Genomic DNA, 21,364 nt, shown 5'->3' with positions numbered 1-21,364 from the left:
GTGACTCCGCTTGTGACGATGATCGTGCCAGGACGCGACATCGCCGACTTCGCGCCCGCTGCCATCGCCTCGCTGCAGGCGCAGACCGAGACCCGCTGGCGTGCTCTGCTCGTCGACGACGGCTCGCACGACGACACCGGCGAGGTGTTCGCCGCTGCTGCAGCGCGCGACGCCCGTTTTCAGGTGCTCCACCACCAGGAGGCGCGTGGCCTCGGCGCCGCGCGCAACGTCGCTCTCGACCTCGTCGACACGCCGTTCATCGGCTTCCTCGACGGCGACGACGAGCTGACGCCGCGCGCGATCGCGAACTGGCTCGGCACGCTCGAGGAGTCGGGCAGCGACTTCGTCGCCGCCGCGTATGTGCGCGCGCGACTCGTCGACGGCGCTTACCGCTCCGGCCGGGTGCAGCCATGGGTCGCCGACGCCACCGCGCCCCGGCGACTCGGCGTGACCCTCGCCGAGCACCCCGCCGCATCGGCGAACATCGTGGCCTGGTCGAAGCTCAGCCGAGCCGAGCTCTGGGAGCGGCTGCGCTTCCCCGAGAACGTCGCCTACGAGGACCAGGTCGTCGCGCAGCGGATGTACACCGAGGCGCGCGCGTTCGACGTCATCCCCGACATCGCAGTGCACTGGCGCGTACGCGCGGACGGCACCTCGATCACGCAGGGCAGAGCCCGGCTCCCGGTGCTGCACGATTACCTCTCCGCGCTCCTCGGCGGCATCGACGTGCTCAGCGCGGCCGGTCAGAGCGATGCCGTTCGGGCGCGCATCGCGCTGATCCTCGCCATGGATCTGCCGTCGCTGCGGATGATCGCGGCCGAGCATCCGGATCCCGCTTACGGCGACGCCCTCGAGGCCTTCGAGGCGTCGCTGCGCGCGCTGCCGGAGTACGACGATGCCGAACTCGATCCGACGCTGGCCAAGGCGCTGACATGGTGACCCTCGACGCGCTCTTCTCCCTTCGAGGACTCACGGCCGTCGTCACCGGAGGGTCATCGGGCATCGGCCGCGCGATCGCGATCGCGCTCGGCGGCGCCGGGGCATCCGTCGTCATCGTCGCGCGCGACGGCGAGCGCATCGCCGCCGTCGTGCGCGAGATCTCGGATGCCGGCGGCCGGGCCGCCGGCGTGATCGGCGACCTCAGCACGCGCGACGGGATCCGCGCAGCAGCGGATGCCGCCGTGGAGCCCTTCGGCGACCCCGACATCCTGGTGAACTCCGCCGGGATCAACCTGCGCCCGCCGTTCGACGAGATCGACATGGCGGTCTGGGATGCCACGATGACCGTCAATCTCGAGGCGCCGTTCCTGCTGAGCCAGCGCTTCGCACCGCGCATGATCGAACGCGGGTTCGGCAGGCTGATCCACATCAGCTCGCAGCAGGCGCATCGCGCCTTCGTCACCAGCGGCGTCTACGGCGTCTCCAAGGGCGGGCTGGAATCTCTGACCCGCTCGCAGGCGGAGGCCTGGTCTGCGCACGGCGTCACCGCCAACACGCTGGTTCCCGGCTTCGTGCTCACCCCGCTCAACGCGCGCCTGCAGACCGACGCCGTGAAGGTGCAGCAGCTCGCGGAGCGCACGATGGTGGGACGTAACGGCCTGCCGGAGGACTTCGCGGGCATCGCGGTGCTCCTGGCCGGCCGGTCGTCGGGTTACATCACCGGGCAGTCGCTGTTCGTGGACGGCGGATTGTCGGTGCACTGACGCGATCGCCGCCCGGAGCAGGCGTCGGTCAGCGCTGCCCGTCTTCGAGCACCCTCGTCGACGCCATCTGCTGTGCCGCGAGCGTGGCGTACAGCCCGCCCCCGGCGAGCAGCTGCCCGTGCGTGCCCGACTCGACGATGCGGCCCGCCTCGACGACGTGGATCACGTCGGCATCGATCACCGTCGATAGCCGGTGCGCGATCGACAGGGTCGTGCGCCCCTGCGCGGCGGCATCCAGGGCTTCCTGCACCACCCGCTCCGAGACGGTGTCGAGAGCCGAGGTCGCCTCATCGAGCAGCAGCACCGGCGGGTCCTTCAGGAGCACGCGAGCGATGGCGATGCGCTGCTTCTCGCCGCCGGACAGCCGGTAGCCGCGCTCTCCCACGACGGTGTCGTATCCCTGGTCGAACGACGTGATCACGTGGTGGATGTTCGCGGCGCGGCACGCGCGCTCGAGCTGCTCGTCGGTGGCATCCGGCTTCGCGTACCGCAGGTTCTCGCGGATCGTCGCGTGGAACAGGTATGTCTCCTGCGAGACGATCCCGATCTGCTCGATGATCGACTCCTGCGTGAGCGACTTCACGTCGGCTCCCGAGAACTCGACGACGCCGCCCGACGCCTCGTACATGCGCGGCGCGAGGTAGAGGATGGTGGTCTTGCCTGCACCCGACGGTCCGACGAAGGCGACGTGCGTGCCGGGTTCGGCGACGAAGGAGACGCCGTCCAGGGTCGGGCGCGCGTCGGCGGCGGCATCCGGATACCGGAACACCACGTCCTTGAACTCGATGCGTCCGCGCGGGCCGGGCGCATCGGCGACGTCGATCGCGTTCGGCGCGTCCTGGATCTGCGGCACCATGTCGAGGTACTCGAAGATGCGCGCGAACAGCGCGGCCGAGGTCTGCAGGTCGAGCGCCACGCGCATCAGGCCCATCAGCGGCATGAGCAGCCGCGCCTGCACGGTCGTGAACGCGACGATGGCGCCTGCGGTGATCTCGGGAGCGCCGCCGGTGAGGAAGAAGCCGGCCACGAGGTACACGATCGCCGGCACGCTGGCCATGATCACCTGCACGACCGCGAAGAAGCCCTGACCGCTCATCGCCCGCCGCACCTGCAGCCGAACCTGGTTGCGGTTCTCGGCCTGGTAGCGCACCGACTCGGTGCGCTGACGGTTGAACGACTTCGAGAGCAGGATGCCCGAGACGCTCAGCGTCTCCTGGGTGATGCTGGTCAGCTCCGACAGCGACTCCTGCGTCTCGCCGGCGATGCGCGCGCGCACCTGCCCGACACGTCGCTGCACGAGCACGAGGATCGGCATGAGGATCACGGCGATCAGCGTCAGACGCCAGTCGATCAGGATCATGGCGACCAGCGACGCGATCACCGTCACGGTGTTGCCGAGCACGCTCGTGACGGTGTTGGTGAGCACGCCCGACACCCCGCCGACGTCGTTCTGCAGCCGCGACTGGATCACTCCCGTCTTCGTGCGGGTGAAGAAGCCCAGCTCCATGGCCTGCAGATGCTCGAACAGCCGCACCCGCAGGTCGCCGGTGACCTCATTGCCGACCGTGGAGGTGAGCCAGGTCTGCGCGACGCCCAGCACGGCCGACAGCAGGAACAGCCCGATCGTGATGCTGACCAGCGTCGCGAGCAGCGGGATGTGCGGTCCACCGCCGTCGAGGGGGAACAGCGCCTCGTCGAAGATGCGCTGCACGAGCAGCGGCGGGATGACGGCGAGCGCGGCGCCCACGACCACCAGCAGCGCGGTGATGACCAGGCGGCCGCGGTAGGGGCTGAACAGCGCGACGACGCGGCGACCGAGACCGGGCACCTTCGGAGCGGCTGCGTTCATGCGCCGCTGCGCGGCCTCGTCGACGCCGCGGAAGGCTGCGCCGCGTCCTCCTCCACCACCCATGCTCATCCCTTCAGGCTAGTCCGCGGAAGATGAGGGTATCCCGTCGTGCGCGCACGAGTTAGGATGGACGGCTGATCTTCTCGGTCGGCTCATCGGCCGGTCGTGTCGTGCTCCGATCGTGGGGCCCCTTCGCCGTTCACCACCACTTTCGAGGAGACCCATGTCTGCCGTCCACACCGGGTCGACTCCCGTCACGCGCCCTTCCGCGGGTCTCATCCCCGCGAAGGACATGGCCGTGATCTGGGTGCTGCTCACCGCCGCATTCGTCGCCATCCTCAACGAGACGACGATGGGCATGGCGATCCCGCACCTGATCAGCGATCTCGGCATCACACCCATCGCCGCGCAGTGGGTCACCAGCGCGTTCATGCTGACCATGGCCGTGGTGATCCCGATCACCGGCTTCCTGCTGCGTCGCTTCACGACGAGGCAGATGTTCATCGGGGCGATCACGCTGTTCTCGGTCGGCACGCTGATCGCCGCACTCGCCCCCGGTTTCGCCGTGCTGCTCATCGCCCGCGTCGTGCAGGCATCCGGAACCGCAGTCATGATGCCCCTGCTGATGACCACCATCATGAACCTCGTGCCCGCGTCGTCGCGCGGCCGGATGATGGGCCGGGTGAGCATCGTGATGTCGCTCGCACCGGCGATCGGGCCCACGATGTCGGGCTTCCTGCTCGACCACTTCGGCTGGCGCGCGATCTTCGTGGTCGTGCTGCCCATCGCGCTGATCGCGATGTTCATCGGCTGGCGCTGGCTGACGAACGTCGGCGAGACCATGCACGCCCCGATCGACCTGCTGTCGGTGGTGCTGTCGGCCTTCGGCTTCGGCGGACTCGTGTTCGGCCTGAGCCAGATCGGCAGCCTGGGCAGCGGAGCCGGCGGGACGCCCATGACGATCGCACTCGCGGTCGGCGTGGTCGGGCTCGCGCTGTTCCTCTGGCGCCAGGTGCTGCTGCAGCGCGGGGACGACGCGCTGCTCGACCTGCGTGTGTTCGCCTCGAGGGACTTCTCGCTGTCGATGATCCAGATGTTCCTGCTGTCGCTGGCGTTCTTCGGCAGCATCACGGTGATCCCGCTGTTCCTGCAGGATGCCCTGCAGCTGAAGGCGCTCGATGCCGGTCTGGTCGTGCTGCCCGGAGCCCTGGCCATGGGTCTGCTCGGCCCGGTCATCGGCCGCATCTACGACAGTCACGGCACCCGCATCCTGCTCATCCCCGGGTCGATCCTCGCCGCATCGATGCTGTGGCTGTTCACGACGGTGACCGTCGACAGCTCGATCTGGCTGGTGCTGGTCGCTCAGACGCTGCTCTCGGTCGGCCTCGCACTGTCGTTCACTCCCCTGTTCACGGCGTCGCTCGCCTCGCTCAAGCCGAAGTTCTACTCGTACGGCAGCGCCGTCATCGGCACCATCCAGCAGGTCGCCGGTGCGGCGGGGATCGCCGTCATGATGGCCGTCTTCACGTCCGCGGTGAACGCCGGCGGCGGCACCGAGGTGCCCGAGGCCGTGGCGGCAGGCACTCGCATGTCGGTCACGATCGGCGCCATCATCGCGTCCGTGACGATCATCGGCGCGTTCCTGATCCGCAAGCCCGAGGACGACGGCGAGGGCGCACCCGCACACGGCGCTCACTGACGCTCTTCCGCCGGGGCAGGCGGCGGAGTACCGTCCGCTTCATGATCATCACCACCCCGGCGCCCGAGGGCGCCAGCGGATCCGTCGCGGCCATGTACGAGGGAGACCTCGCGGCCGACGGCTTCGTGCATTCCTACACCGCTGCGATGGCGGTGAACCCCGAGGCGCACGACGCGTTCGTGGCGCTGGTCAGGACAGTGGTGCCCTCCATCGGCGTGCGGATCTACGAAGCCGCCACGCTGGGCGCCGCCCGAGTGATCGGGTCATCGCACTGCCTGATCGCCCACGGACGCAAGTCGATGAAGGCGGGCGTCGTCGACGAAGCCGGTCTGCGGGCCTTCGCCGCCGACGACGACTCCGCCTTCACCGTCGCCGAGCAGGCGGTGATCCGCTACGCGGAGCGGCTCTCCACCTCGCCGCGGGAGATGACGGATGCCGATACCGCCGAGCTGCGCGAACACGGCTTCACCGACAGGCAGATCGTCGACATCACGCTCGCCGCCGGCCTGCGCAATCACTTCAGCCGTTCGCTGCTGGCGCTCGCGGTGCCGCTCGATGACGATCCCCTGATCGCGCCGGAACTCGCTGCCGCACTCCGCCATCGCGTGGAAGGCGACGCGGAGTAGACGGGTCAGCTCCGGTCCGAGTGGGATGCCGTGGCATCCTTGGCGTCGACGGGCGCCTGCCCGCCATCCGCGCCGTCGGCACTCGCCGACACGGCGGGCGGCAGCGTGCAGTGCCCGTCGGCGCAGACGCCGGCAGCATCCGCGCCGATCAGCTGCAGCCCCGGCGGTGCTGCGAGGATGCGCGACGGGCTCTGAGGTGCCTGATTCTCTGGCATCCCTCGATCGTACGCCTGCGCACAGTCGCGGGACGAGAGCAGCGGATCGCGCGGCCGCAAGCCTCTCGTCTCGCGCCGGATCGGACGTGTAGCGTCCGATGTCATGAACGACCCGCACGCCGACGCCCAGCACGACGGGCGCGACGAGACCGCCACCGAGCGCGCCGACCGCAACTGGGAGGAGCTCATGCAGGAGCTGCGCGTCATGCAGACGGGCACGCAGATCCTCACCGGCTTCCTGCTCGCCGTCGCCTTCCAGCCGCTCTTCAAGGATCTGTCCGACCAGCAGCGCCTTCTCTACATCGTGCTGGTGCTGCTCGCCGCGACGGCGACCATCCTCGCCCTCACCCCGGTCGGGATGCATCGCGTGCTGTTCGCCCAGGGACGCAAGGCCGAGCTCGTGCAGGCCGCGCATCGGATCGTGAAGGCCAACATGGTCGTGATCGCCGCGCTCACGGTCGGGATCACCGTGCTCATCATCGACTTCACCTTCAACCACGTCTTCGCGTTCATCGCGGGCGGGGCCGGTCTCGTCGTCATCCTGCTGCTGTGGCTCGGGCTGCCCCTGCTGCTGCGCCGGGACCGCTGAGCGCTCGCCCGCCGTGGACGCGCTGGGTGTGAAACCCCTCAGAGTCCCCGGCTGAGCTTGAAACCGGGCGGGCGGGTGCGGAATCGTGGCACGCACATCGCGCCGTACGGTGCGGTGTCCGCAACCGGAAGGAGAGCCCATGCTCACCCTGACCGAGAACGCAAACACGATCGCGGCGACCATCGTCGCCCAGCAGAGCACGACGCCGGATGCCGGACTTCGCATCCACTCGTCGGGCACCGAGACCGAACCGCGCTTCGCGGTGACGGTCGCCCCCACGCCCGAGCCGGGCGACTCCATCATCGGCGACGAGGAGATCCGCGTATTCCTCGAGAAGGCTGCCGCCGACGCCCTCGACGACAAGGTGCTCGACGCCTCGGTCGACGAGCAGGGCGCTGTGTCGTTCAGCCTGCTGCCGCAGCCGGCCTGAGTGCCGCCCACGACGAGGGCCGTCACCCGATCGGGTGACGGCCCTCGTCTTGTCTGCGCGCGGTCAGGCCGCAGGGGTGCGGTTCTCGGCGCTGACCATCCAGGCGAACTGCTCGAGCTTCTCGATGATCGCGTGCAGGACGTCCGCTGAGGTGGGGTCCTCATCGTCGACCTGGTCGTGCACACGACGCATGGTCGCCACCGTCGCCTCGAGCCGCTCGGTGATCAGATCGATCGTGTCGGTGGTCGAGACCTCGCCCGTGGGGAACTCGGGCAGGGTGGTCGTCTTGGCTACGGTCGCGCTGCGCCCGTCCGGGGCCGCGTGAAGTGCGCGCAGGCGCTCAGCCACGGTGTCGCCGAAGGTGCGCGCGGCCTCGATGATCTCGTCCAGCTGCAGGTGAGTGTCGCGGAAGTTGCGCCCGACGACGTTCCAGTGCGCCTGCTTGCCCTGCACGGACAGCTCGATGAGGTCGACGAGCACGGCCTGCAGATCGCGGATGAGGTCGGGCGACGCCTGGAAGCCCTTCTCGGCGTTCTCCAGTGGCGTGCTCTCAGCGGCATCCTTCGTCTTGGCCGCATCCTTCGTCTTCGTGCCGGCGCTCTTGGACTTCTGGGTCGCGGTGCTCTTGGCTGCCATGAATACCACCTCTGCCTTCTGCGCGGCGCTGCGCGCCGCACGGTCCGTTGTGTGTTGGGCCCGACGCTAACACCGGGCACCCAACTGCCTGAGGGGGTTGATTTCGACGCGCAGACCCGCCAGCCGCCGCTGGGGCCATGCCGACGTGCGCATATCGGCTGCCGTAGCGTGGATGGATGCTTCGACGTCTGACCGCGCGGATCTTCTGGCTCTGCAGCCGCTGGACTCTTCGGACCCACCCCGCACCGACGCAGCCGACCGTGCTGATCGGCGCCCCGCACACCTCGAACTGGGACTTCGTCCTCATGCTCGGGATCGCCTGGCGGCTCGGCGTCCACGTGCGATGGCTGGGCAAGAAGAGCCTGTTCCACGGCTGGCGGGGACCGGTCATGCGCGCGCTCGGAGGCATCCCGGTCGATCGCGATGATCCCGGCCGGGTGGTCGGGGATGTCGTGGCGCAGGTGCGACAGGGCGAGGTGTTCGGGCTGGTCGTCACGCCGGACGGCACCCGCAGGGGCCACACCCATTGGAAGTCGGGCTTCTACCGCATCGCCAGGGAGACGGGGATGCCCGTGACTCTCGGCTATGTCGACCGCACCACCATGACGTGCGGCCTCGGCCCGACCATCGAGCTCACCGGCGACATCCCGGCGGACATGGACCGCATCCGTGCGTTCTATGCCGACAAGGCGGGCCTGCGTCCCGCGCACCGCGTCGAGCCGCGCCTGCGCGAAGAGGGATGATGGAGGAATGGCCTCTCTCGACGTGACGTACGCCCCGATCTCGACCGACGACGCCGGTGAGGTGCTGACCCTGCAGCGGGCCGCCTTCGTCTCGGAGGCGCAGATCTACGGCAGCGCCGACATGCCGCCGCTGACGCAGACGCTCGAGGCTGTGCAGGCGGAACTCGCCGACTGCTACGGCTGGACGGCGCGGGTCGACGGGAGGCTCGTCGGCGCTCTGCGCGGGCGCATCGACGGCGACCTCCTGCTGGTCGGCAGGATCGCGATCGCTCCCGACCTGCAGGGCGAGGGCATCGGCCGAGGGCTGCTGGATGTGGCCGAGCGAGAGAGCGGAGCGGCGCACGCCGAGCTGTTCACCGGAAGTCTGAGCGAGGCGAACATCCGCCTGTACGAGAAGTGCGGCTACAGCGCCAGCGAACGAGTGCCGCAGGACGACGGCACCGAGCAGATCTTCATGCGGAAGGATCTGCGCGGCTGAGCGGCGCCGACCGCCGTGCGGCCCAAACCGTGCGCCCGGCGTGATGCAGCATCCCGGCGAAGACGACCGCCCACACCGCGACGGCGATAACCAGGCCGACCCGTCCCACCGCGCCCGCCGCAGGCAGCCGGTCCGCCTGCGCGAGCGATTCGGATGCGACGGCGAACATCCCGACGGGGAACACCATCGACCACAGCGTCGGAACGTACCGCAGCGGCACGCGGTGCACGCCGTGCCGCCAGACCCCCGCCCCGATCAGCAGCGGAATGAGCCAGAGGCAGAAGACCCAGAAGATGACGACCGTGGCGGCGATGAGCGGCCGCACGGCGTCGACGATCGGTGTCTGAGGCATCCGGACGATGCTCGCCCCCGCCACGACGGCGATCGCGAGAGCGCCCATCGCGACCCAGTACGCCGGGTCGAACTGCTGCGGCGTGACGCCGTAGTGCACCACACGCAGCAGCACGAGCATCGCGATGGCCGCATACAGCACCACGCCCACCGACCACGCGAGAACCGCGAGCACGCCCACCCAGATGGCCGGCTCGCTGCCAGCCGGCGGGTGCAGCTGCGTCATGCTGATCGCCAGTGACTGGCTCGCGACGGCCCAGATGAACCAGGTGCCGTTGGCGCGGGCCAGAATGGGCCTGCCATCGCGCGTCATCAGCACCTGCCACGGCAGGAGGTAGCCGAATACGACCCAGATCACCCCGGCGAGCAGGAACAGCGCGACGGCCGGCGCCATCAGCCCTTCCCGCGCGAATCGCACGCCGAGCACTCCGGATGCGGCGACGACGGTGAAGTACCCGAAGGCCTTCTCGGGGTCGCGCAGGTCGGCGACGACGTTCCTCCTGAACGCGACCGCACGCCAGATGTAAAGAGTCCAGAGCACGACGTAGAGCGCGGCGGCGATCCACAGGAGCGCCACGGACAACGGGCGGATGCCGAGGTCGTGCAGTCCGATCGAGACGATCCCGGTGCCCATCACGGCGGCGAAGTAGCCGGGCGCCAGATCGGCGATCGCTGCGCGCACCGGGTTCATCATCGGGTCTTCGGCGGGAGGGTCAGTCCCAGTCGAGGTACTCCTCGATCACGACCGCAGTCTCGATCGGGTGCGTCGCGACGAAGTAGTGGTCGGCTTCGGGGATGCGGGTGATCGTCGCGCGCTCGGGTGCGGTGGCCTGCAGCGCCTCGGCGTTCGCGGCCGGGGTGACGTCGTCGTTCTCCGCCTGGATGATCAGGACCGGGATGCCAGGGGCGAGCGGGATCTGCTCGTCTTCGACGCCGAGCATCAGCAGACCGTTGACCCGCTCGGGGTGCTCCACGGCAAAGGTGCGGGCGATGGTGCTGCCGTGTCCGTGCCCGCCGATCCAGGTGTCTTCGATGTCAAGATCCTCGATCACCGCGGCCGCGTCCGCGGCGCGGTCGCCTGCGGTGATGCCTTCGGCATCCGCGCGGGAGCCGATGCGCACCACGCGGAATCCGGCCTCTTCTGCGAGGTAGTGCGAGATGACGCCGAGACCATCTGCCTCCAGGCTGCGGTCGGTGACCAGCACGAGCGTGACGGGACCTTCGCCCTCATCGACGAAGGGAACGGCGCGGCCTTCGGGTTCGAAGATGCGGGGCTGGGTCACGATGTGTGCTCGCTTCCGGTCGGTCGGTGGCGCGTCGATGGCCTCCCCCAGCGTACCGGGCGGCATCGCGGTCGACGACTTCGCGCGAGTCCGGCACCATGGGTCCATGTCCTCTGCTCAGCCGCCCACGACCCCCTTCCCGCTCTTCGATGAATGGCTCGCCGAGGCGCGCAGCGCCGAAGCATCCGACCGTCCGTTCTCTGCCACGGCCATGACGCTCTCCACTGTTGCGCAGGTCAGGGATCAGTGGCGTCCGCGTTCGCGAATGGTGCTGCTGAAGGACTGGGACGAGCGCGGCTTCGTGTTCTTCACGCACGTCGACTCCGACAAGGGCCGAGAGCTCGCGACGTGTCCGCAGGCGTCGCTGGTCTTCCACTGGCCCGAGCTCGAGCGGCAGATCCGGGTGGAGGGCGTGGCGGCGCCGGTCACCCGCGAAGAGGTCGAGGCGTACCACGCCACCCGTCCGCGCGGATCGCAGCTGGGCGCGTGGGCCTCGCGTCAGAGCCGGCCGATCGCCGACCGCACAGAGCTGGAGGCGGCGGTCGCGCGGGTCGAGGAGCGCTTCGCGGATGCCGAGGTGCCGGCGCCTCCGCACTGGGGCGGATTCCGGGTGGCTCCGGAGCGGATCGAGTTCTGGCAGGGCCGACGGTCGCGCCTGCACGACCGTCTCGTCTACCGGCTCGACGCGTCCGGCTGGACGCAGGAGCTGCTGGCTCCGTGAGCGATTCCGGCTCCGAGGCCGTCGCACTCCCGGCCGACTGGTCGCCCTGGCGTGCGCCGTCGCCGCTCGACGGACGGCCCCCGAGCCCCGCCGATCTCGCTCATGCGACCGCCGCACGGCTCCGGCGCGATGACGTGCTGCCCTATCCGACCGACGCCGAGTCCGCCGGCCGCGTGCGGCTGCTGATGGTCGGCATCAATCCGAGTCCATGGACCGTGGCCGTGAACGCGCCTTTCGCGCGACCGGGAAATCGGTTCTGGCCGTCGCTGGCCGCCGCCGGCCTCGCCGACGAGGTCGTGGACGCGTCGCGCGGCCTGTCGCCGTCGGACGAGCGGATGCTGGCCGCGCGCGGCATCGGCATGACGAACCTCGTCGCACGCCCCACGGCGCGCGCAGACGAACTCGAGACGCATGAGCTGCGCGCCGGCGGCCGCCGTCTGCTCGATCGGGTGCACGTGCTGCGGCCTCGCCTGGTCGCCGTCGTCGGCGTCACCGCGTTCCGCACCGCGTTCGCCGTGCCGCGAGCCCGCATGGGCGCGCAGGAGGCGGGCGCGCTCAGCGGATGGCCGACGGGGATCCCGCTGTGGGTGGTGCCCAACCCGAGCGGGCTGAACGCGCACGAGACGGTCGAGAGCCTCGCGGAATGGTGGCGGAAGGTGTGGGCGGCGAGCGCACCGTCATCCGCGCCGTAGCGAGACGGCAGCGCTGCGGTCAGTCGCGGGAGTGCACCGCGGAGTGATCCGCGACGTCGGGTTCGGCCCGCAGGACGTCCGCGATCTCCTCCTCCGGCCGCGGGGGGATGCTCTCGTCGTCTTCCAGCGCGGGGATGATCGGCTCGTGCCGCTCATCGTGCGAGGACGGCTGATTCGGATCGGACATGGTTCCTCCCTCGGTCGACACCGACAGAGTACGCCCTTCTGATCCGGCTCTATGCTGGCCGGATGTCTCGAGCGCCAGGAATGATGAGCGCGCGGCGCATGGCCATGCTCGCCTCCCTGGGCCTGTGTGCCGTGCTGCTGATCGCCTGTGCCGCGCAGCCGACACCCAGTCCCACAGTGACGGAGCTCCCCGCGCACGGCGGCTTCGACTATCAGCTGGGCGGCGCCTACCCGCCGGATCCCGACGTCTCGCTGGTCGTGCGCGATCGCGCTGCGAGGCCTTCCGACGGGGCCTACTCGATCTGCTACATCAACGCGTTCCAGACGCAACCCGCCGAACAGGATCACTGGCCGCATGACACGCTGCTCACCAGCGACGCCGGCCCGGTGATCGACCCCGACTGGCCGGACGAGATCCTGCTGGACACCTCGACCGCCCCCAAGCGGGCCGCGATCGCCCACCTGCTGACGGCGTGGATCGAGGGATGCGCGCACGCGGGGTTCGACGGAGTCGAGTTTGACAACCTCGACAGCTTCACCCGTTCGGACGGTGCGCTCACCGTCGACGACAATCTGGCGCTCGCGGCCCGGATCGCGCGGATCGCCCATGACGCGGGGCTGACGGTCGGGCAGAAGAACGCCGCCGAGTTCAGTCTGCGTCTGCGCGACGAGGCCGACTTCGATTTCGCCGTTGCGGAGGAATGCGCAGCCTACGGCGAATGCGGCGCCTACACGAAGGTCTACGGCGACGCTGTCATCGACATCGAGTACACCGATCAGCTGCCGGAGAGCTTCGCTGCCCTGTGCGCCGAAGAGGCGTCGCCGAGAGTGATGATCCTCCGCGACCGCCACCTCGTCACGCCCGATCAGAACGGCTACGTGTACGAGGCGTGCGAACGCTGACCGCGGCCGGCTAGGCGTGCCGCTATGCGGCCCTGTAGTGCAGCATCGTGAATCCGTTCTCGAAGACGCGGCTCTCGGCCAGACGCAGGTCCAGGCGCGCATCCTCGGGCAGTGCCCGCAGACCCCCGCCGAGGACCACCGGCACGATGAAGAAGCGGAAGTCCTGCACGAGACCTGCGCGTATGGCAGGCCCGGCCGTCGTGGGCCCGAAGATCTCGACCTCCCCGTGCGCCTGCTCGGCGATCTCCGCGATCGCATCGAGGGTGAGCTCAGGAACGAGCTTGTGGTTCTCCCGCGTCATGTCCTCCGCGGTCGACGTCGACGACGCGGCGACGATGTCGAGCCCTTGCCACAGTCGAGCGAACTCGCGTTCGTCGTCGCCCCAGTCCTCTCCCTCGGGCTCCGCCTCCCAGTAGTGCATGAGCTCGTAGGTGCGACGTCCAAGGATCTCCGTGGAGATCGACGCCATCCGCTCGACGTGCACCCGGAAGACCTCCGCACTCGGCGCGCCGAACTGGAAGTCACCATCGGGGCCGGCGGCGTACCCGTCGAGCGAGACGGTAGCGGTGAAGCTCAGAGTTCCCATGTCTCATGCTCGCGCCGTGCGGGACCCAGCGCAACGGCCTCATGAGCGCAGGGAGACCATGGCGGGCCGCCGCGGTTGGGGCCTTCTAAATTGCTCATGCGACCTTCAATGGCGTGATCGCGGCGATCTGCTCGGACACGCGGTCCTCAGCAAGCTCCAGCTCATACCGCGTCTGCAGGTTGAGCCAGAACTGCGGCGAGATCCCGAAGTAGCGCCCCAGTCGAAGCGCAGTGTCCGCCGTGATAGCCCGCTTGCCGTGCACGATCTCGTTGATCCGGCGGGGAGGCACACCTATCGACACGGCGAGCTTGTTCTGCGTGATACCAAAACCCTCGATGAAGTCCTCCATCAGAACCTCGCCCGGGTGGATGGGCGGGTAGAGCTTCTCCGACATGACCCCTCCTCAGTGATAGTCCGTGATCTCGACGTCCTCAGGACCAGCGTCTGTCCATCGGAAGCAGATCCGCCACTGCTTGTTGACGCGGATGCTGTGCTGACCAGCTCGGTCGCCCTTGAGCGCTTCCAGACGGTTACCCGGAGGCACACGCAGAGCATCGAGTGTCGGTGCAGCATCCAGCAGATGAAGCTTGCGATTCGCGACCTTATGGATCCGCGTGTCGAATCCCTTCACCGGCTCGCGACGCCACACGCGCTCAGTGTCGCGGTCGGCGAACGATCTGATCACAGGAGGATCATATAACGCTTCACGTCATTAACGCCAGGCGTTAAGCCCGACTTCATCGCTTGATGTCCGCTGCAGCGCTGCGGTTGGCATCTGAGACCAGCGCAGAAGGCCCCGGCCTCGCTCGACTCGGAGCACGAACGGGCGCGTTTCGTCTCGCTGCGCTCGCTCAACGACCGGGGAGGGCTCAGACGTTGAAGCGGAACTCGACCACGTCGCCGTCCTGCATGACGTAGTCCTTGCCCTCCAGGCGCGCCTTGCCCTTGGCGCGAGCCTCGGCCACGGAGCCGGTCGCGACGAGATCCTCGAACGAGATGACCTCGGCCTTGATGAAGCCCTTCTCGAAGTCGGTATGGATCACGCCTGCCGCCTGCGGCGCCTTCGCGCCCTGTGGGATCGTCCACGCGCGCGACTCCTTCGGCCCGGCGGTGAGGTAGGTCTGCAGGCCGAGGGTCGCGAAGCCGATGCGGGCGAGCTGGTCGAGACCCGACTCGCTCTGGCCGGTGGCCTCGAGCAGCTCCTGCGCGTCCTCGGGATCGAGCCCGATCAGCTCGGACTCGATCTTCGCGTCGAGGAACACCGCCTGTGCGGGCGCGACGAGAGCCTCGAGCTCAGCCTTCTTCGCCTCGTCGGTGAGCACCGACTCGTCGACGTTGAACACGTAGATGTAGGGCTTCGCCGTCAGCAGGCCGAGCTCCTTGATGGGCGCGAGGTCGAGGCCGGCAGTCGAGAGCAGCTGGCCGCGCTCGAGGGCGTCCTTCGCCGCATTGGCGGCATCCAGAACCGACGGGTCGGTCTTCTTCTGCTTGACTTCCTTCTCGAAGCGCGGAAGGGCCTTCTCGATCGTCTGCAGATCGGCGAGCATGAGCTCGGCGTTGATGGTCTCCATGTCGCCCTTGGGGTCGACGGTTCCCTCGACGTGCACGACGTCATCGTCGACGAAGCCACGCACGACCTGCGCGATGGCGTCGGCCTCGCGGATGTTGGCGAGGAACTGGTTGCCCAGCCCTTCCCCCTCGCTCGCGCCGCGCACGATGCCGGCGATGTCGACGAACGACACGGTGGCGGGCAGGATGCGCTCGCTGCCGAAGATTCCGGCCAGCACCTGCAGACGCGGGTCTGGCAGGTTGACGACGCCGATGTTCGGCTCGATCGTCGCGAACGGATAGTTCGCCGCGAGCACGTCGTTCTGGGTCAGCGCGTTGAAGAGGGTGGACTTGCCGACGTTGGGCAGGCCGACGATTCCGATTGTAAGAGCCACGGGATACGAGTCTACCGGCGGTGATGCCCCCAGCTGGCGCGGAGAGCTGCCGAGATCCGGACGAAGGACCAGCATCCGGATGCCCGGCAGCGGAGCGTCCGGATGTCGGGCGGCTCGCCGCCCCCGGGCACGCACGCGGCCCGCGAATCGCCCATGTTCGTCAGCCTACGGCGAGTCTGCGGGCCGGCATCCGGATGCCGCGGGATGGTGGATCCGTGCCACTGGATTTCACTGCGATCGACTTCGAGACGGCGAACTCCAGTCCCGCCTCCGCCTGCTCGGTCGGGCTCGTCCGCGTCCGCGACGGTCAGGTCGTCGCGCAGACCGGATGGTTGATCCGGCCGCCGATGGGCCACGACCAGTTCAACGAGTGGAACATCCGGATCCACGGCATCCATCCGCACCACGTCAGCGACGCCGCGACCTGGGCCGAGCAGCTCGACCGCCTCTGCGCTTTCGCGGGAGACGACGTGCTCGTCGCGCACAACGCCGGATTCGACCTGAACGTGCTGCGTCGCGCGTGCGAGGCCACCGGGCTCGTAGCCCCGCCGTACCGCTCGCTGTGCTCGCTCGCCGTGGCGCGCAAGACCTACACCCTCGACTCGTACCGCCTGCCGCTGGCAGCCGCGGCGGCGGGGTTCGGGGACTTCCCGCACCACGATGCCCTGGCTGACGCCCGAGCGTGCGCGCAGATCGTGGTGGACGCCGCGCAGCGTGCTCTCGCGCATGACATCGCGGCGCTCAGCGAAGCACTCGGAGTGGCCCTGTCAGCTCCGCTCGTCTGCGAGCTCGAGCCCGCCCTCGCCTGAATCCTCGTCATCCGACAGAATGGTAGGGTGACGAACGGACTGAGCCTCGAGGTCATCGAGGGCACTTTCGACCTGGCCCGGCAGGGCCGTACCGAACCGCTGAGCGAGATGATCGACGCGGGCGTGCCGGTCGATGTGCGCAATCCGCGTCAGGACACGCTGCTGATCGTCGCGGCCTACGCCGAGCACCTCGAGACCGTCGCCGAGCTGATCGCGCGGGGTGCGGACCTGGATGCCGTCAACGCGAACGGCCAGACCGCCGTCTCGTGTGCGGTGTTCCGTCGCAACGAGCCGCTGCTGCGGATGCTGCTCGATGCCGGCGCTGATCAGGATGCCGGTGGGCACAGCGCGAAGCAGATCGCCGACCAGTTCGGTCTCGGCGACATGCGCGCCGTGCTCGACTCCTACTGAGGGGCCCGAGTCGGGAGCCGATGGTTCAGGCGCCGCCCGGCACCCACGACAGCAGCGCGATGACGACGCTGGACGTCGCCAGGAACGCGCCGATGAACCACCACGAGCTCAGCTCGTGGCCCTCTGCCCGCCGCACGCGGAAGAGCACGTCAGCGCGACGAGCGGGGTCGAACCCGGGCTGCACGGTGGCCTTGGCCTGCTGAGCGGCCATGATCTGCTCCTCGGTGACCCGGAGGATGCGGCCGGTCGGGGTGGTGATGTGCGGGGCGCGGCTGGGGCTCGCAGACGGCTGGTTGAACGGCATCCCGAGCACTCCTCTTCATGACCATGCCGGCGCTCTGATCACGCCGTACCCGCTTATTCTGCCAGCCTCTGCTGGGAATGCCGGCAGGCGAGGTCGGATGCTCGCGTCAGAGCCACTTCGAGACGAGGTGATCCGACACGATACGGCGCAGCGTGCCGGAGGCTCCGCGCAGCACGACGCTCTCGGTGTAGAGGTAGTTGCCCTCGCGTCGCACACCGCGCACCAGCTGACCGTCTGTGACGCCGGTGGCCACGAAGATCGTGTTGTTGCCCTGCACCAGATCGTCGGCTTCGTACACCTTGTCGAACTCGAGCCCGGCGTCGACCCCACGCTGGCGCTCGTCGTCGTCGCGCGGCCAGAGGACCCCCTGGATGTGACCGCCGAGCGCCTTGATGGCGCAGGCCGTGACGATCCCCTCCGGGCTGCCGCCGACCCCGACGCACATGTCGGTGCGGGCGTCGTGGCGCGCGGCGTTGATACCGCCTGCGACGTCGCCGTCGCTCATCAGCCGGGTTCCCGCTCCTGCCTCGCGGATGTCGGCGATGAGCTGCTCGTGACGCGGACGGTTCAGCACCGACACGACGATCTCGTCGACCGGCTTGCCGAGCGCCTTCGCCAGACGGCGGATGTTCTCACCGATGGGCTCGCGGATGTCGACGACGCCGACTCCCGCGGGGCCGGTGACGAGCTTGTCCATGTAGAAGACGCTGGAGGCGTCGAGCATCGAGCCGCGGTCGGACACCGCGAGCACAGAGAGGGCGTTCTGTCGTCCTTCGGCAGTGAGCGAGGTGCCGTCGATCGGGTCGACAGCGATGTCGCACTCGGGTCCGCGCCCGGTGCCGACGACCTCGCCGTTGAACAGCATCGGGGCGTTGTCCTTCTCGCCCTCGCCGATGACGACGCGGCCCTGGAAGTCGACCGTTCCGAGGAAGGCTCGCATCGCGTCGACGGCCGCGCCGTCGGCAGCCTCCTTCGCGCCTCGGCCGATGAACGGCACCGCACGGATCGCCGCCGCCTCGGTGGCGCGCACGAGTTCCATCGCGAGGTTGCGGTCGGGGCGGAGGGGGCTGAGATCTGCTGTGAGGCTCACCATGCCGGTCAGCATAGTGACGGAGGAAGACGAAAATCAGGACTTTTCACGATGTGAGCGCGAAGAAAGCGCGGTTCTTGCCGTGTGCTAAAGATCCGGGGCCGGGCCGGTGTAACCCCGGCGGAATGCGCACTCCTGCGGGCTAAAGTGAGCATGCACCCCGACCGACAGAAGCAGGAGAACTCATGCCCGTCGCCACTCCGGAACAGTACGCAGAGATGCTCGACCGCGCGAAGGCCGGTGGCTTCGCGTATCCCGCCTTCAACGTCTCGAGCTCGCAGACGATCAACTCCGTCCTGCAGGGTCTCACCGAGGCAGGCTCCGACGGCATCATCCAGGTGACCACGGGCGGAGCCGACTACTTCGCCGGCCACACCGTCAAGGCTCGCGCGACCGGCGCTCTCGCCTTCGCGCGCTACGCGACCGAGGTCGCCAAGAACTACCCCGTCACCGTTGCACTGCACACCGACCACTGCCCGAAGGACGCCCTGGGCGGCTTCGTCGAGCCGCTGATCGCGGCATCCGAAGAAGAGGTGAAGGCGGGTCGCAACCCCATCTTCCAGTCGCACATGTGGGACGGCTCGGCTGTGCCGCTCGATGAGAACATCGAGATCGCCAAGGAGCTGCTGCCTCGCATGAAGGCGATCAACGCCATCCTGGAGGTCGAGATCGGCGTCGTCGGCGGCGAGGAGGACGGCGTCGCGCACGAGGGCTCAAACGACGCCCTGTACACGACCTTCGCGGACGTCGACCAGGCGATCCAGGCTCTCGGCCTCGGCGAGCAGGGCCGCTACATCGCAGCCCTCACCTTCGGCAACGTGCACGGCGTCTACAAGCCGGGTGGCGTGAAGCTGCGTCCCGAGCTGCTCGGCGAGATCCAGGCCGAGGTCGCCGCCAAGTACGGCACCGGCCCGAAGCCGCTCGACCTGGTCTTCCACGGCGGATCCGGCTCGAGCGACGAGGAGATCGCCCTCGCGGTCGCGAACGGCGTGATCAAGATGAACATCGACACCGACACGCAGTACGCGTACACGCGCGCGATCGCCGACTACATGTTCAAGAACTACGACGGCGTGCTCAAGGTCGACGGCGAGGTCGGCAACAAGAAGCAGTACGACCCGCGCGCCTGGGGCAAGATCGCCGAGTCGGCGATGGCCGCTCGTGTCGTCGAGTCGACGCGTCAGCTCGGCTCGTACGGCCAGTCCAAGAGCTGACCCACCGAATCGGAAGAGGGATGCCCGGAGTCGGACGACTCGGGGCATCCCTCTTCTCGACTCGTCAGCGCTGACGGCTGCGGCGCACCCAGATGGCCAGATCGACGATCGCGTCGACGATCATCAGCGCACCGAGTCCCCGCACAGCACCTGACCGCGTCCGCGTTGCGGCGATACCCGCGGTGAGCTCGGCGACGCCGATGGCCGCGCCGAGCGTCGGCCGCTCGCGCAGGAACCGTGCTGCGCGTGCGAGGGGACGTTCGCGCCGCGTCAGAGCGGTGACCTCGGTGATGCCGCCGACGGCGAGGTCAGCCACCGTACGCGGCCAGCCTCGCGCACTGAAGCGACGTCCGGCCGCATCGCCATCGATGCCCGCTGTGACCAGCGTCGCCGGCACGCCGAACGCCGCGACGAAGGCGCGAATGCGCTCGGTCTCGCCGGCCGTCCCGCCGAGCGCCTCCGGAGCGCATGCCCGCGTCGCCGCCTCGATGTCGAGCGCATCGCCCAGACGCAGTCCGCGCAGCTCGTCGCCGGCCCCGTCGGCCTCGAGCAGCATGCGACGGTAGACCTCCGCGCTCTCGGGCACCGCGATGGCTTCGAGATCGAGCACCGGCTCTGTGAAACGCTGGATGTTCGGCCAGAACATCCCCGTGCATCCGCCGGCGGTCACCTCGACCCACACCTCACCGTGCTGAGGCAGGTTCACCTCGATGATCGGCTCGTCGGCGCTGCCACTCGACACGGCCCCGTGGCTCTGGCCGGTGGCGTAACGGTACAGCGACCAGGTGCCGGCCTCGACGTAGTCGACATCGACGCCGGTCAGCTGCGCGGTGATCCGCGCGCCCCAGGGACCACGCCGGGAGAACTCCGCGACCCGGACCGGCTCCACGGCGAAGCCGTCATCGTCGCCGCTGTCTGGCATCCCGAACCCGCCGAGATCCTCCGATGCCGCGGCAGGATCGTCGAGCTGCTCGAAGGCGGCGCCGAACTCCTCGTCGAGCTCCTGGTCGACCTCCTCGAGCGCGTCGTCCGGCTCTCCGAGGTGCAGGGTGAGCCCGGCTTTCTCGAAGATCTGCTGCAGTGCGATGACGTTCAGGTCGAACCGCAGGCGGTCGTCGGCGTCGAGAGCCACCACGTCGCCGCTCTCGGTGACGGGTATCAGATAGACCGCCTCTTCGCCGTCGAAGCCTCGTGAGGCCGCGAGTACGCGCTCGCTCCGCAGCAGATCCGACGCGGTCGCGGTCGGGTCATCACCTGCCGGGGACTCGACGGAGGCGTAGCTGACGTGGAACGCGATCTGCTCTTCTGACACCCCTTGAGGCTACCCGGCAGGTGCGGAGAGCATGCCCGCCACGAAAGCCGGGTCGCTGAACATCACCACCGAGATGCACGCCGAGACGAGCGACATCGTGATGACGAAGCCGACGAGCGGGATCCACCAGGCCGACCTGCTGCGCTTCAGCTGACGGAACGACAGCCATGCCGTCACCGCGTAGCCGGCGAGCAGAATCACCACGGCGATCACACCCCAGGTGCGCGCAGCGGCATAGTTCGTGAATTCGCCCTCGAGCCCGAGCATCTTCATCGACTCGCTCAGCGTCGGCGCCATGTTCACGAACTGCGGGATCGATGAGAGGACGTTCACCAGACCCAGGCCCAGCAGCACGAGCGTGACGAGACGTCCGACGGGCTGGGCCGGCGCTCCTCCGAGAGCGGGCCGAGCGGGTCGGCTCGGGGCCGCCGGCCCTGCCAGAGGAGGAGATGAAGCGGATGCCGCCGGCTCGGCGCTCAGCGGAGGCAGACCCGCGCGCGCACGCTGCTCTTCAGGAGAGGCATATTCGCCGTATTGCGGCCGATCGACGCTCATGATCCCACGGTACCCGCCGCGTCTGGGGTGCGGCGG

General features: G+C 68.9%; 28 protein-coding genes. 14 read left to right on the top strand and 14 right to left on the bottom strand.

Features of this window, described 5'->3' with window-relative positions; genetic code table 11:
• Both ACIPV2_RS03165 and ACIPV2_RS03160 read left to right on the top strand, forming a co-directional pair.
• Positions 1-939, top strand: a complete 939-nt coding sequence (locus ACIPV2_RS03165) for a glycosyltransferase family 2 protein (protein ID WP_400838380.1) — start codon at positions 1-3, stop codon at positions 937-939.
• On the top strand, positions 933-1,703 hold the full coding sequence (locus ACIPV2_RS03160) for an SDR family NAD(P)-dependent oxidoreductase (protein ID WP_400838377.1): 771 nt from the start codon (positions 933-935) through the stop codon (positions 1,701-1,703). The genes ACIPV2_RS03165 and ACIPV2_RS03160 overlap by 7 nt, the downstream gene beginning before the upstream one ends.
• A 28-nt stretch (positions 1,704-1,731) precedes the next feature.
• Here ACIPV2_RS03160 and ACIPV2_RS03155 read toward each other — a convergent pair whose 3' ends face one another.
• On the bottom strand, positions 1,732-3,621 hold the full coding sequence (locus ACIPV2_RS03155) for an ABC transporter ATP-binding protein (RefSeq protein ID WP_400838374.1): 1,890 nt from the start codon (positions 3,619-3,621) through the stop codon (positions 1,732-1,734).
• Between the two features lie 154 nt (positions 3,622-3,775).
• On the opposite strand from ACIPV2_RS03155, the gene ACIPV2_RS03150 reads away from it, so the two are divergent.
• On the top strand, positions 3,776-5,251 hold the full coding sequence (locus ACIPV2_RS03150; RefSeq protein ID WP_400838371.1) for an MDR family MFS transporter: 1,476 nt from the start codon (positions 3,776-3,778) through the stop codon (positions 5,249-5,251).
• 41 nt (positions 5,252-5,292) lie between these two features.
• Positions 5,293-5,877 carry a carboxymuconolactone decarboxylase family protein gene (locus ACIPV2_RS03145; RefSeq protein ID WP_400838368.1) on the top strand — a complete coding sequence of 195 codons (585 nt, stop codon included), beginning with the start codon at positions 5,293-5,295 and terminating at the stop codon, positions 5,875-5,877.
• Positions 5,878-5,882: 5 nt separating this feature from the next.
• Here the strand turns inward: ACIPV2_RS03145 and ACIPV2_RS03140 are convergent, their stop codons facing one another.
• A complete protein-coding gene (locus tag ACIPV2_RS03140) occupies positions 5,883-6,092 on the bottom strand; it encodes a hypothetical protein (RefSeq protein WP_400838365.1) in 210 nt (69 codons plus the stop codon).
• A gap of 103 nt (positions 6,093-6,195) precedes the next feature.
• Here ACIPV2_RS03140 and ACIPV2_RS03135 point away from each other — a divergent pair, with 103 nt between their 5' ends.
• Together ACIPV2_RS03135 and ACIPV2_RS03130 are read left to right on the top strand one after the other, a co-directional pair.
• A complete protein-coding gene (locus ACIPV2_RS03135) occupies positions 6,196-6,681 on the top strand; it encodes a DUF6328 family protein (RefSeq protein WP_101187257.1) in 486 nt (161 codons plus the stop codon).
• Positions 6,682-6,820: 139 nt separating this feature from the next.
• Positions 6,821-7,111: a Fe-S cluster assembly protein HesB gene (locus ACIPV2_RS03130; protein ID WP_400838362.1), complete on the top strand. Its 291-nt coding sequence runs from the start codon at positions 6,821-6,823 to the stop codon at positions 7,109-7,111.
• A gap of 63 nt (positions 7,112-7,174) precedes the next feature.
• Here the strand turns inward: ACIPV2_RS03130 and ACIPV2_RS03125 are convergent, their stop codons facing one another.
• Positions 7,175-7,747, bottom strand: coding sequence for a Dps family protein (locus ACIPV2_RS03125; RefSeq protein WP_101187259.1), 573 nt, complete (start codon positions 7,745-7,747; stop codon positions 7,175-7,177).
• Positions 7,748-7,923: 176 nt separating this feature from the next.
• Here ACIPV2_RS03125 and ACIPV2_RS03120 point away from each other — a divergent pair, with 176 nt between their 5' ends.
• Both ACIPV2_RS03120 and ACIPV2_RS03115 read left to right on the top strand, forming a co-directional pair.
• Positions 7,924-8,490, top strand: coding sequence for a 1-acyl-sn-glycerol-3-phosphate acyltransferase (locus tag ACIPV2_RS03120; RefSeq protein ID WP_400838358.1), 567 nt, complete (start codon positions 7,924-7,926; stop codon positions 8,488-8,490).
• A 7-nt stretch (positions 8,491-8,497) separates the two neighbouring features.
• The gene (locus ACIPV2_RS03115; protein ID WP_400838355.1) at positions 8,498-8,968 is read left to right on the top strand and encodes a GNAT family N-acetyltransferase; all 471 of its coding nucleotides are present in this window, start codon (positions 8,498-8,500) and stop codon (positions 8,966-8,968) included.
• Here ACIPV2_RS03115 and ACIPV2_RS03110 read toward each other — a convergent pair.
• Entirely contained in the window at positions 8,943-10,001 is a 1,059-nt protein-coding gene (locus tag ACIPV2_RS03110) for a tellurite resistance/C4-dicarboxylate transporter family protein (protein WP_400838352.1), read from the bottom strand. The genes ACIPV2_RS03115 and ACIPV2_RS03110 overlap by 26 nt on opposite strands.
• Positions 10,002-10,032: 31 nt before the next feature.
• Positions 10,033-10,602: an alpha/beta fold hydrolase gene (locus ACIPV2_RS03105; RefSeq protein ID WP_400838349.1), complete on the bottom strand. Its 570-nt coding sequence runs from the start codon at positions 10,600-10,602 to the stop codon at positions 10,033-10,035.
• A gap of 106 nt (positions 10,603-10,708) precedes the next feature.
• Between ACIPV2_RS03105 and pdxH the strand changes: the two genes are divergently transcribed.
• A complete protein-coding gene (gene pdxH, locus ACIPV2_RS03100; RefSeq protein ID WP_400838345.1) occupies positions 10,709-11,323 on the top strand; it encodes a pyridoxamine 5'-phosphate oxidase in 615 nt (204 codons plus the stop codon).
• Entirely contained in the window at positions 11,320-12,015 is a 696-nt protein-coding gene (locus tag ACIPV2_RS03095; RefSeq protein WP_400838343.1) for a mismatch-specific DNA-glycosylase, read from the top strand. Before pdxH ends, ACIPV2_RS03095 begins: the two co-directional genes overlap by 4 nt.
• Before the next feature lie 19 nt (positions 12,016-12,034).
• Here ACIPV2_RS03095 and ACIPV2_RS03090 read toward each other — a convergent pair whose 3' ends face one another.
• A complete protein-coding gene (locus ACIPV2_RS03090; protein WP_400838340.1) occupies positions 12,035-12,202 on the bottom strand; it encodes a hypothetical protein in 168 nt (55 codons plus the stop codon).
• 62 nt (positions 12,203-12,264) lie between these two features.
• On the opposite strand from ACIPV2_RS03090, the gene ACIPV2_RS03085 reads away from it, so the two are divergent.
• Positions 12,265-13,104, top strand: a complete 840-nt coding sequence (locus ACIPV2_RS03085; protein ID WP_400838337.1) for an endo alpha-1,4 polygalactosaminidase — start codon at positions 12,265-12,267, stop codon at positions 13,102-13,104.
• A gap of 22 nt (positions 13,105-13,126) precedes the next feature.
• Here ACIPV2_RS03085 and ACIPV2_RS03080 read toward each other — a convergent pair whose 3' ends face one another.
• From ACIPV2_RS03080 to ychF, 4 genes are all read right to left on the bottom strand, one after another.
• On the bottom strand, positions 13,127-13,690 hold the full coding sequence (locus tag ACIPV2_RS03080; protein WP_400838335.1) for a dihydrofolate reductase family protein: 564 nt from the start codon (positions 13,688-13,690) through the stop codon (positions 13,127-13,129).
• A 94-nt stretch (positions 13,691-13,784) separates the two neighbouring features.
• On the bottom strand, positions 13,785-14,084 hold the full coding sequence (locus tag ACIPV2_RS03075; protein WP_101187264.1) for a HigA family addiction module antitoxin: 300 nt from the start codon (positions 14,082-14,084) through the stop codon (positions 13,785-13,787).
• Positions 14,085-14,093: 9 nt separating this feature from the next.
• Positions 14,094-14,375 carry a type II toxin-antitoxin system RelE/ParE family toxin gene (locus ACIPV2_RS03070; protein WP_400838331.1) on the bottom strand — a complete coding sequence of 94 codons (282 nt, stop codon included), beginning with the start codon at positions 14,373-14,375 and terminating at the stop codon, positions 14,094-14,096.
• Between the two features lie 184 nt (positions 14,376-14,559).
• Positions 14,560-15,633 (bottom strand): redox-regulated ATPase YchF, encoded by a 1,074-nt coding sequence (gene ychF, locus ACIPV2_RS03065; RefSeq protein ID WP_400838328.1) that lies wholly within the window; start codon positions 15,631-15,633, stop codon positions 14,560-14,562.
• A 215-nt stretch (positions 15,634-15,848) separates the two neighbouring features.
• On the opposite strand from ychF, the gene ACIPV2_RS03060 reads away from it, so the two are divergent.
• Positions 15,849-16,442, top strand: coding sequence for a 3'-5' exonuclease (locus ACIPV2_RS03060; RefSeq protein WP_400838325.1), 594 nt, complete (start codon positions 15,849-15,851; stop codon positions 16,440-16,442).
• 27 nt (positions 16,443-16,469) lie between these two features.
• Positions 16,470-16,853: an ankyrin repeat domain-containing protein gene (locus tag ACIPV2_RS03055; RefSeq protein WP_400838322.1), complete on the top strand. Its 384-nt coding sequence runs from the start codon at positions 16,470-16,472 to the stop codon at positions 16,851-16,853.
• 25 nt (positions 16,854-16,878) lie between these two features.
• Here ACIPV2_RS03055 and ACIPV2_RS03050 read toward each other — a convergent pair whose 3' ends face one another.
• Positions 16,879-17,157 (bottom strand): hypothetical protein, encoded by a 279-nt coding sequence (locus ACIPV2_RS03050; RefSeq protein ID WP_101187270.1) that lies wholly within the window; start codon positions 17,155-17,157, stop codon positions 16,879-16,881.
• 106 nt (positions 17,158-17,263) lie between these two features.
• Positions 17,264-18,250, bottom strand: coding sequence for a class II fructose-bisphosphatase (glpX, locus tag ACIPV2_RS03045; protein ID WP_400838318.1), 987 nt, complete (start codon positions 18,248-18,250; stop codon positions 17,264-17,266).
• A gap of 182 nt (positions 18,251-18,432) precedes the next feature.
• On the opposite strand from glpX, the gene fbaA reads away from it, so the two are divergent.
• Positions 18,433-19,461, top strand: coding sequence for a class II fructose-bisphosphate aldolase (gene fbaA / locus ACIPV2_RS03040; protein WP_101187271.1), 1,029 nt, complete (start codon positions 18,433-18,435; stop codon positions 19,459-19,461).
• Between the two features lie 64 nt (positions 19,462-19,525).
• Here fbaA and ACIPV2_RS03035 read toward each other — a convergent pair whose 3' ends face one another.
• Positions 19,526-20,773, bottom strand: coding sequence for a hypothetical protein (locus tag ACIPV2_RS03035; protein WP_400838313.1), 1,248 nt, complete (start codon positions 20,771-20,773; stop codon positions 19,526-19,528).
• A gap of 9 nt (positions 20,774-20,782) precedes the next feature.
• Positions 20,783-21,328 carry a DUF6264 family protein gene (locus ACIPV2_RS03030; protein WP_400838310.1) on the bottom strand — a complete coding sequence of 182 codons (546 nt, stop codon included), beginning with the start codon at positions 21,326-21,328 and terminating at the stop codon, positions 20,783-20,785.
• Positions 21,329-21,364: the final 36 nt, after the last annotated feature.

This window comes from Microbacterium sp. NPDC089987 (assembly GCF_044748505.1).
In the GTDB taxonomy this organism is placed as follows: domain Bacteria; phylum Actinomycetota; class Actinomycetes; order Actinomycetales; family Microbacteriaceae; genus Microbacterium.
This window is presented reverse-complemented; position numbering and strand designations above follow the sequence as displayed.

Bases quoted from the DNA above. Each gene is read 5' to 3' on its own strand.
- ACIPV2_RS03075 (WP_101187264.1), bottom strand. From the start codon at position 14,084: ATGTCGGAGAAGCTCTACCCGCCCATCCACCCGGGCGAGGTTCTGATG.
- ACIPV2_RS03090 (WP_400838340.1), bottom strand. From the start codon at position 12,202: ATGTCCGATCCGAATCAGCCGTCCTCGCACGATGAGCGGCACGAGCCG.
- ACIPV2_RS03155 (WP_400838374.1), bottom strand. From the start codon at position 3,621: ATGAGCATGGGTGGTGGAGGAGGACGCGGCGCAGCCTTCCGCGGCGTC.
- ACIPV2_RS03080 (WP_400838335.1), bottom strand. From the start codon at position 13,690: ATGGGAACTCTGAGCTTCACCGCTACCGTCTCGCTCGACGGGTACGCC.
- ACIPV2_RS03160 (WP_400838377.1), top strand. From the start codon at position 933: ATGGTGACCCTCGACGCGCTCTTCTCCCTTCGAGGACTCACGGCCGTC.
- ACIPV2_RS03130 (WP_400838362.1), top strand. From the start codon at position 6,821: ATGCTCACCCTGACCGAGAACGCAAACACGATCGCGGCGACCATCGTC.
- ACIPV2_RS03030 (WP_400838310.1), bottom strand. From the start codon at position 21,328: ATGAGCGTCGATCGGCCGCAATACGGCGAATATGCCTCTCCTGAAGAG.
- ACIPV2_RS03120 (WP_400838358.1), top strand. From the start codon at position 7,924: ATGCTTCGACGTCTGACCGCGCGGATCTTCTGGCTCTGCAGCCGCTGG.
- ACIPV2_RS03115 (WP_400838355.1), top strand. From the start codon at position 8,498: ATGGCCTCTCTCGACGTGACGTACGCCCCGATCTCGACCGACGACGCC.
- glpX (WP_400838318.1), bottom strand. From the start codon at position 18,250: ATGGTGAGCCTCACAGCAGATCTCAGCCCCCTCCGCCCCGACCGCAAC.
- ACIPV2_RS03145 (WP_400838368.1), top strand. From the start codon at position 5,293: ATGATCATCACCACCCCGGCGCCCGAGGGCGCCAGCGGATCCGTCGCG.
- fbaA (WP_101187271.1), top strand. From the start codon at position 18,433: ATGCCCGTCGCCACTCCGGAACAGTACGCAGAGATGCTCGACCGCGCG.
- ACIPV2_RS03135 (WP_101187257.1), top strand. From the start codon at position 6,196: ATGAACGACCCGCACGCCGACGCCCAGCACGACGGGCGCGACGAGACC.
- ACIPV2_RS03050 (WP_101187270.1), bottom strand. From the start codon at position 17,157: ATGCCGTTCAACCAGCCGTCTGCGAGCCCCAGCCGCGCCCCGCACATC.
- ACIPV2_RS03140 (WP_400838365.1), bottom strand. From the start codon at position 6,092: ATGCCAGAGAATCAGGCACCTCAGAGCCCGTCGCGCATCCTCGCAGCA.
- ACIPV2_RS03125 (WP_101187259.1), bottom strand. From the start codon at position 7,747: ATGGCAGCCAAGAGCACCGCGACCCAGAAGTCCAAGAGCGCCGGCACG.
- pdxH (WP_400838345.1), top strand. From the start codon at position 10,709: ATGTCCTCTGCTCAGCCGCCCACGACCCCCTTCCCGCTCTTCGATGAA.
- ACIPV2_RS03150 (WP_400838371.1), top strand. From the start codon at position 3,776: ATGTCTGCCGTCCACACCGGGTCGACTCCCGTCACGCGCCCTTCCGCG.
- ACIPV2_RS03085 (WP_400838337.1), top strand. From the start codon at position 12,265: ATGTCTCGAGCGCCAGGAATGATGAGCGCGCGGCGCATGGCCATGCTC.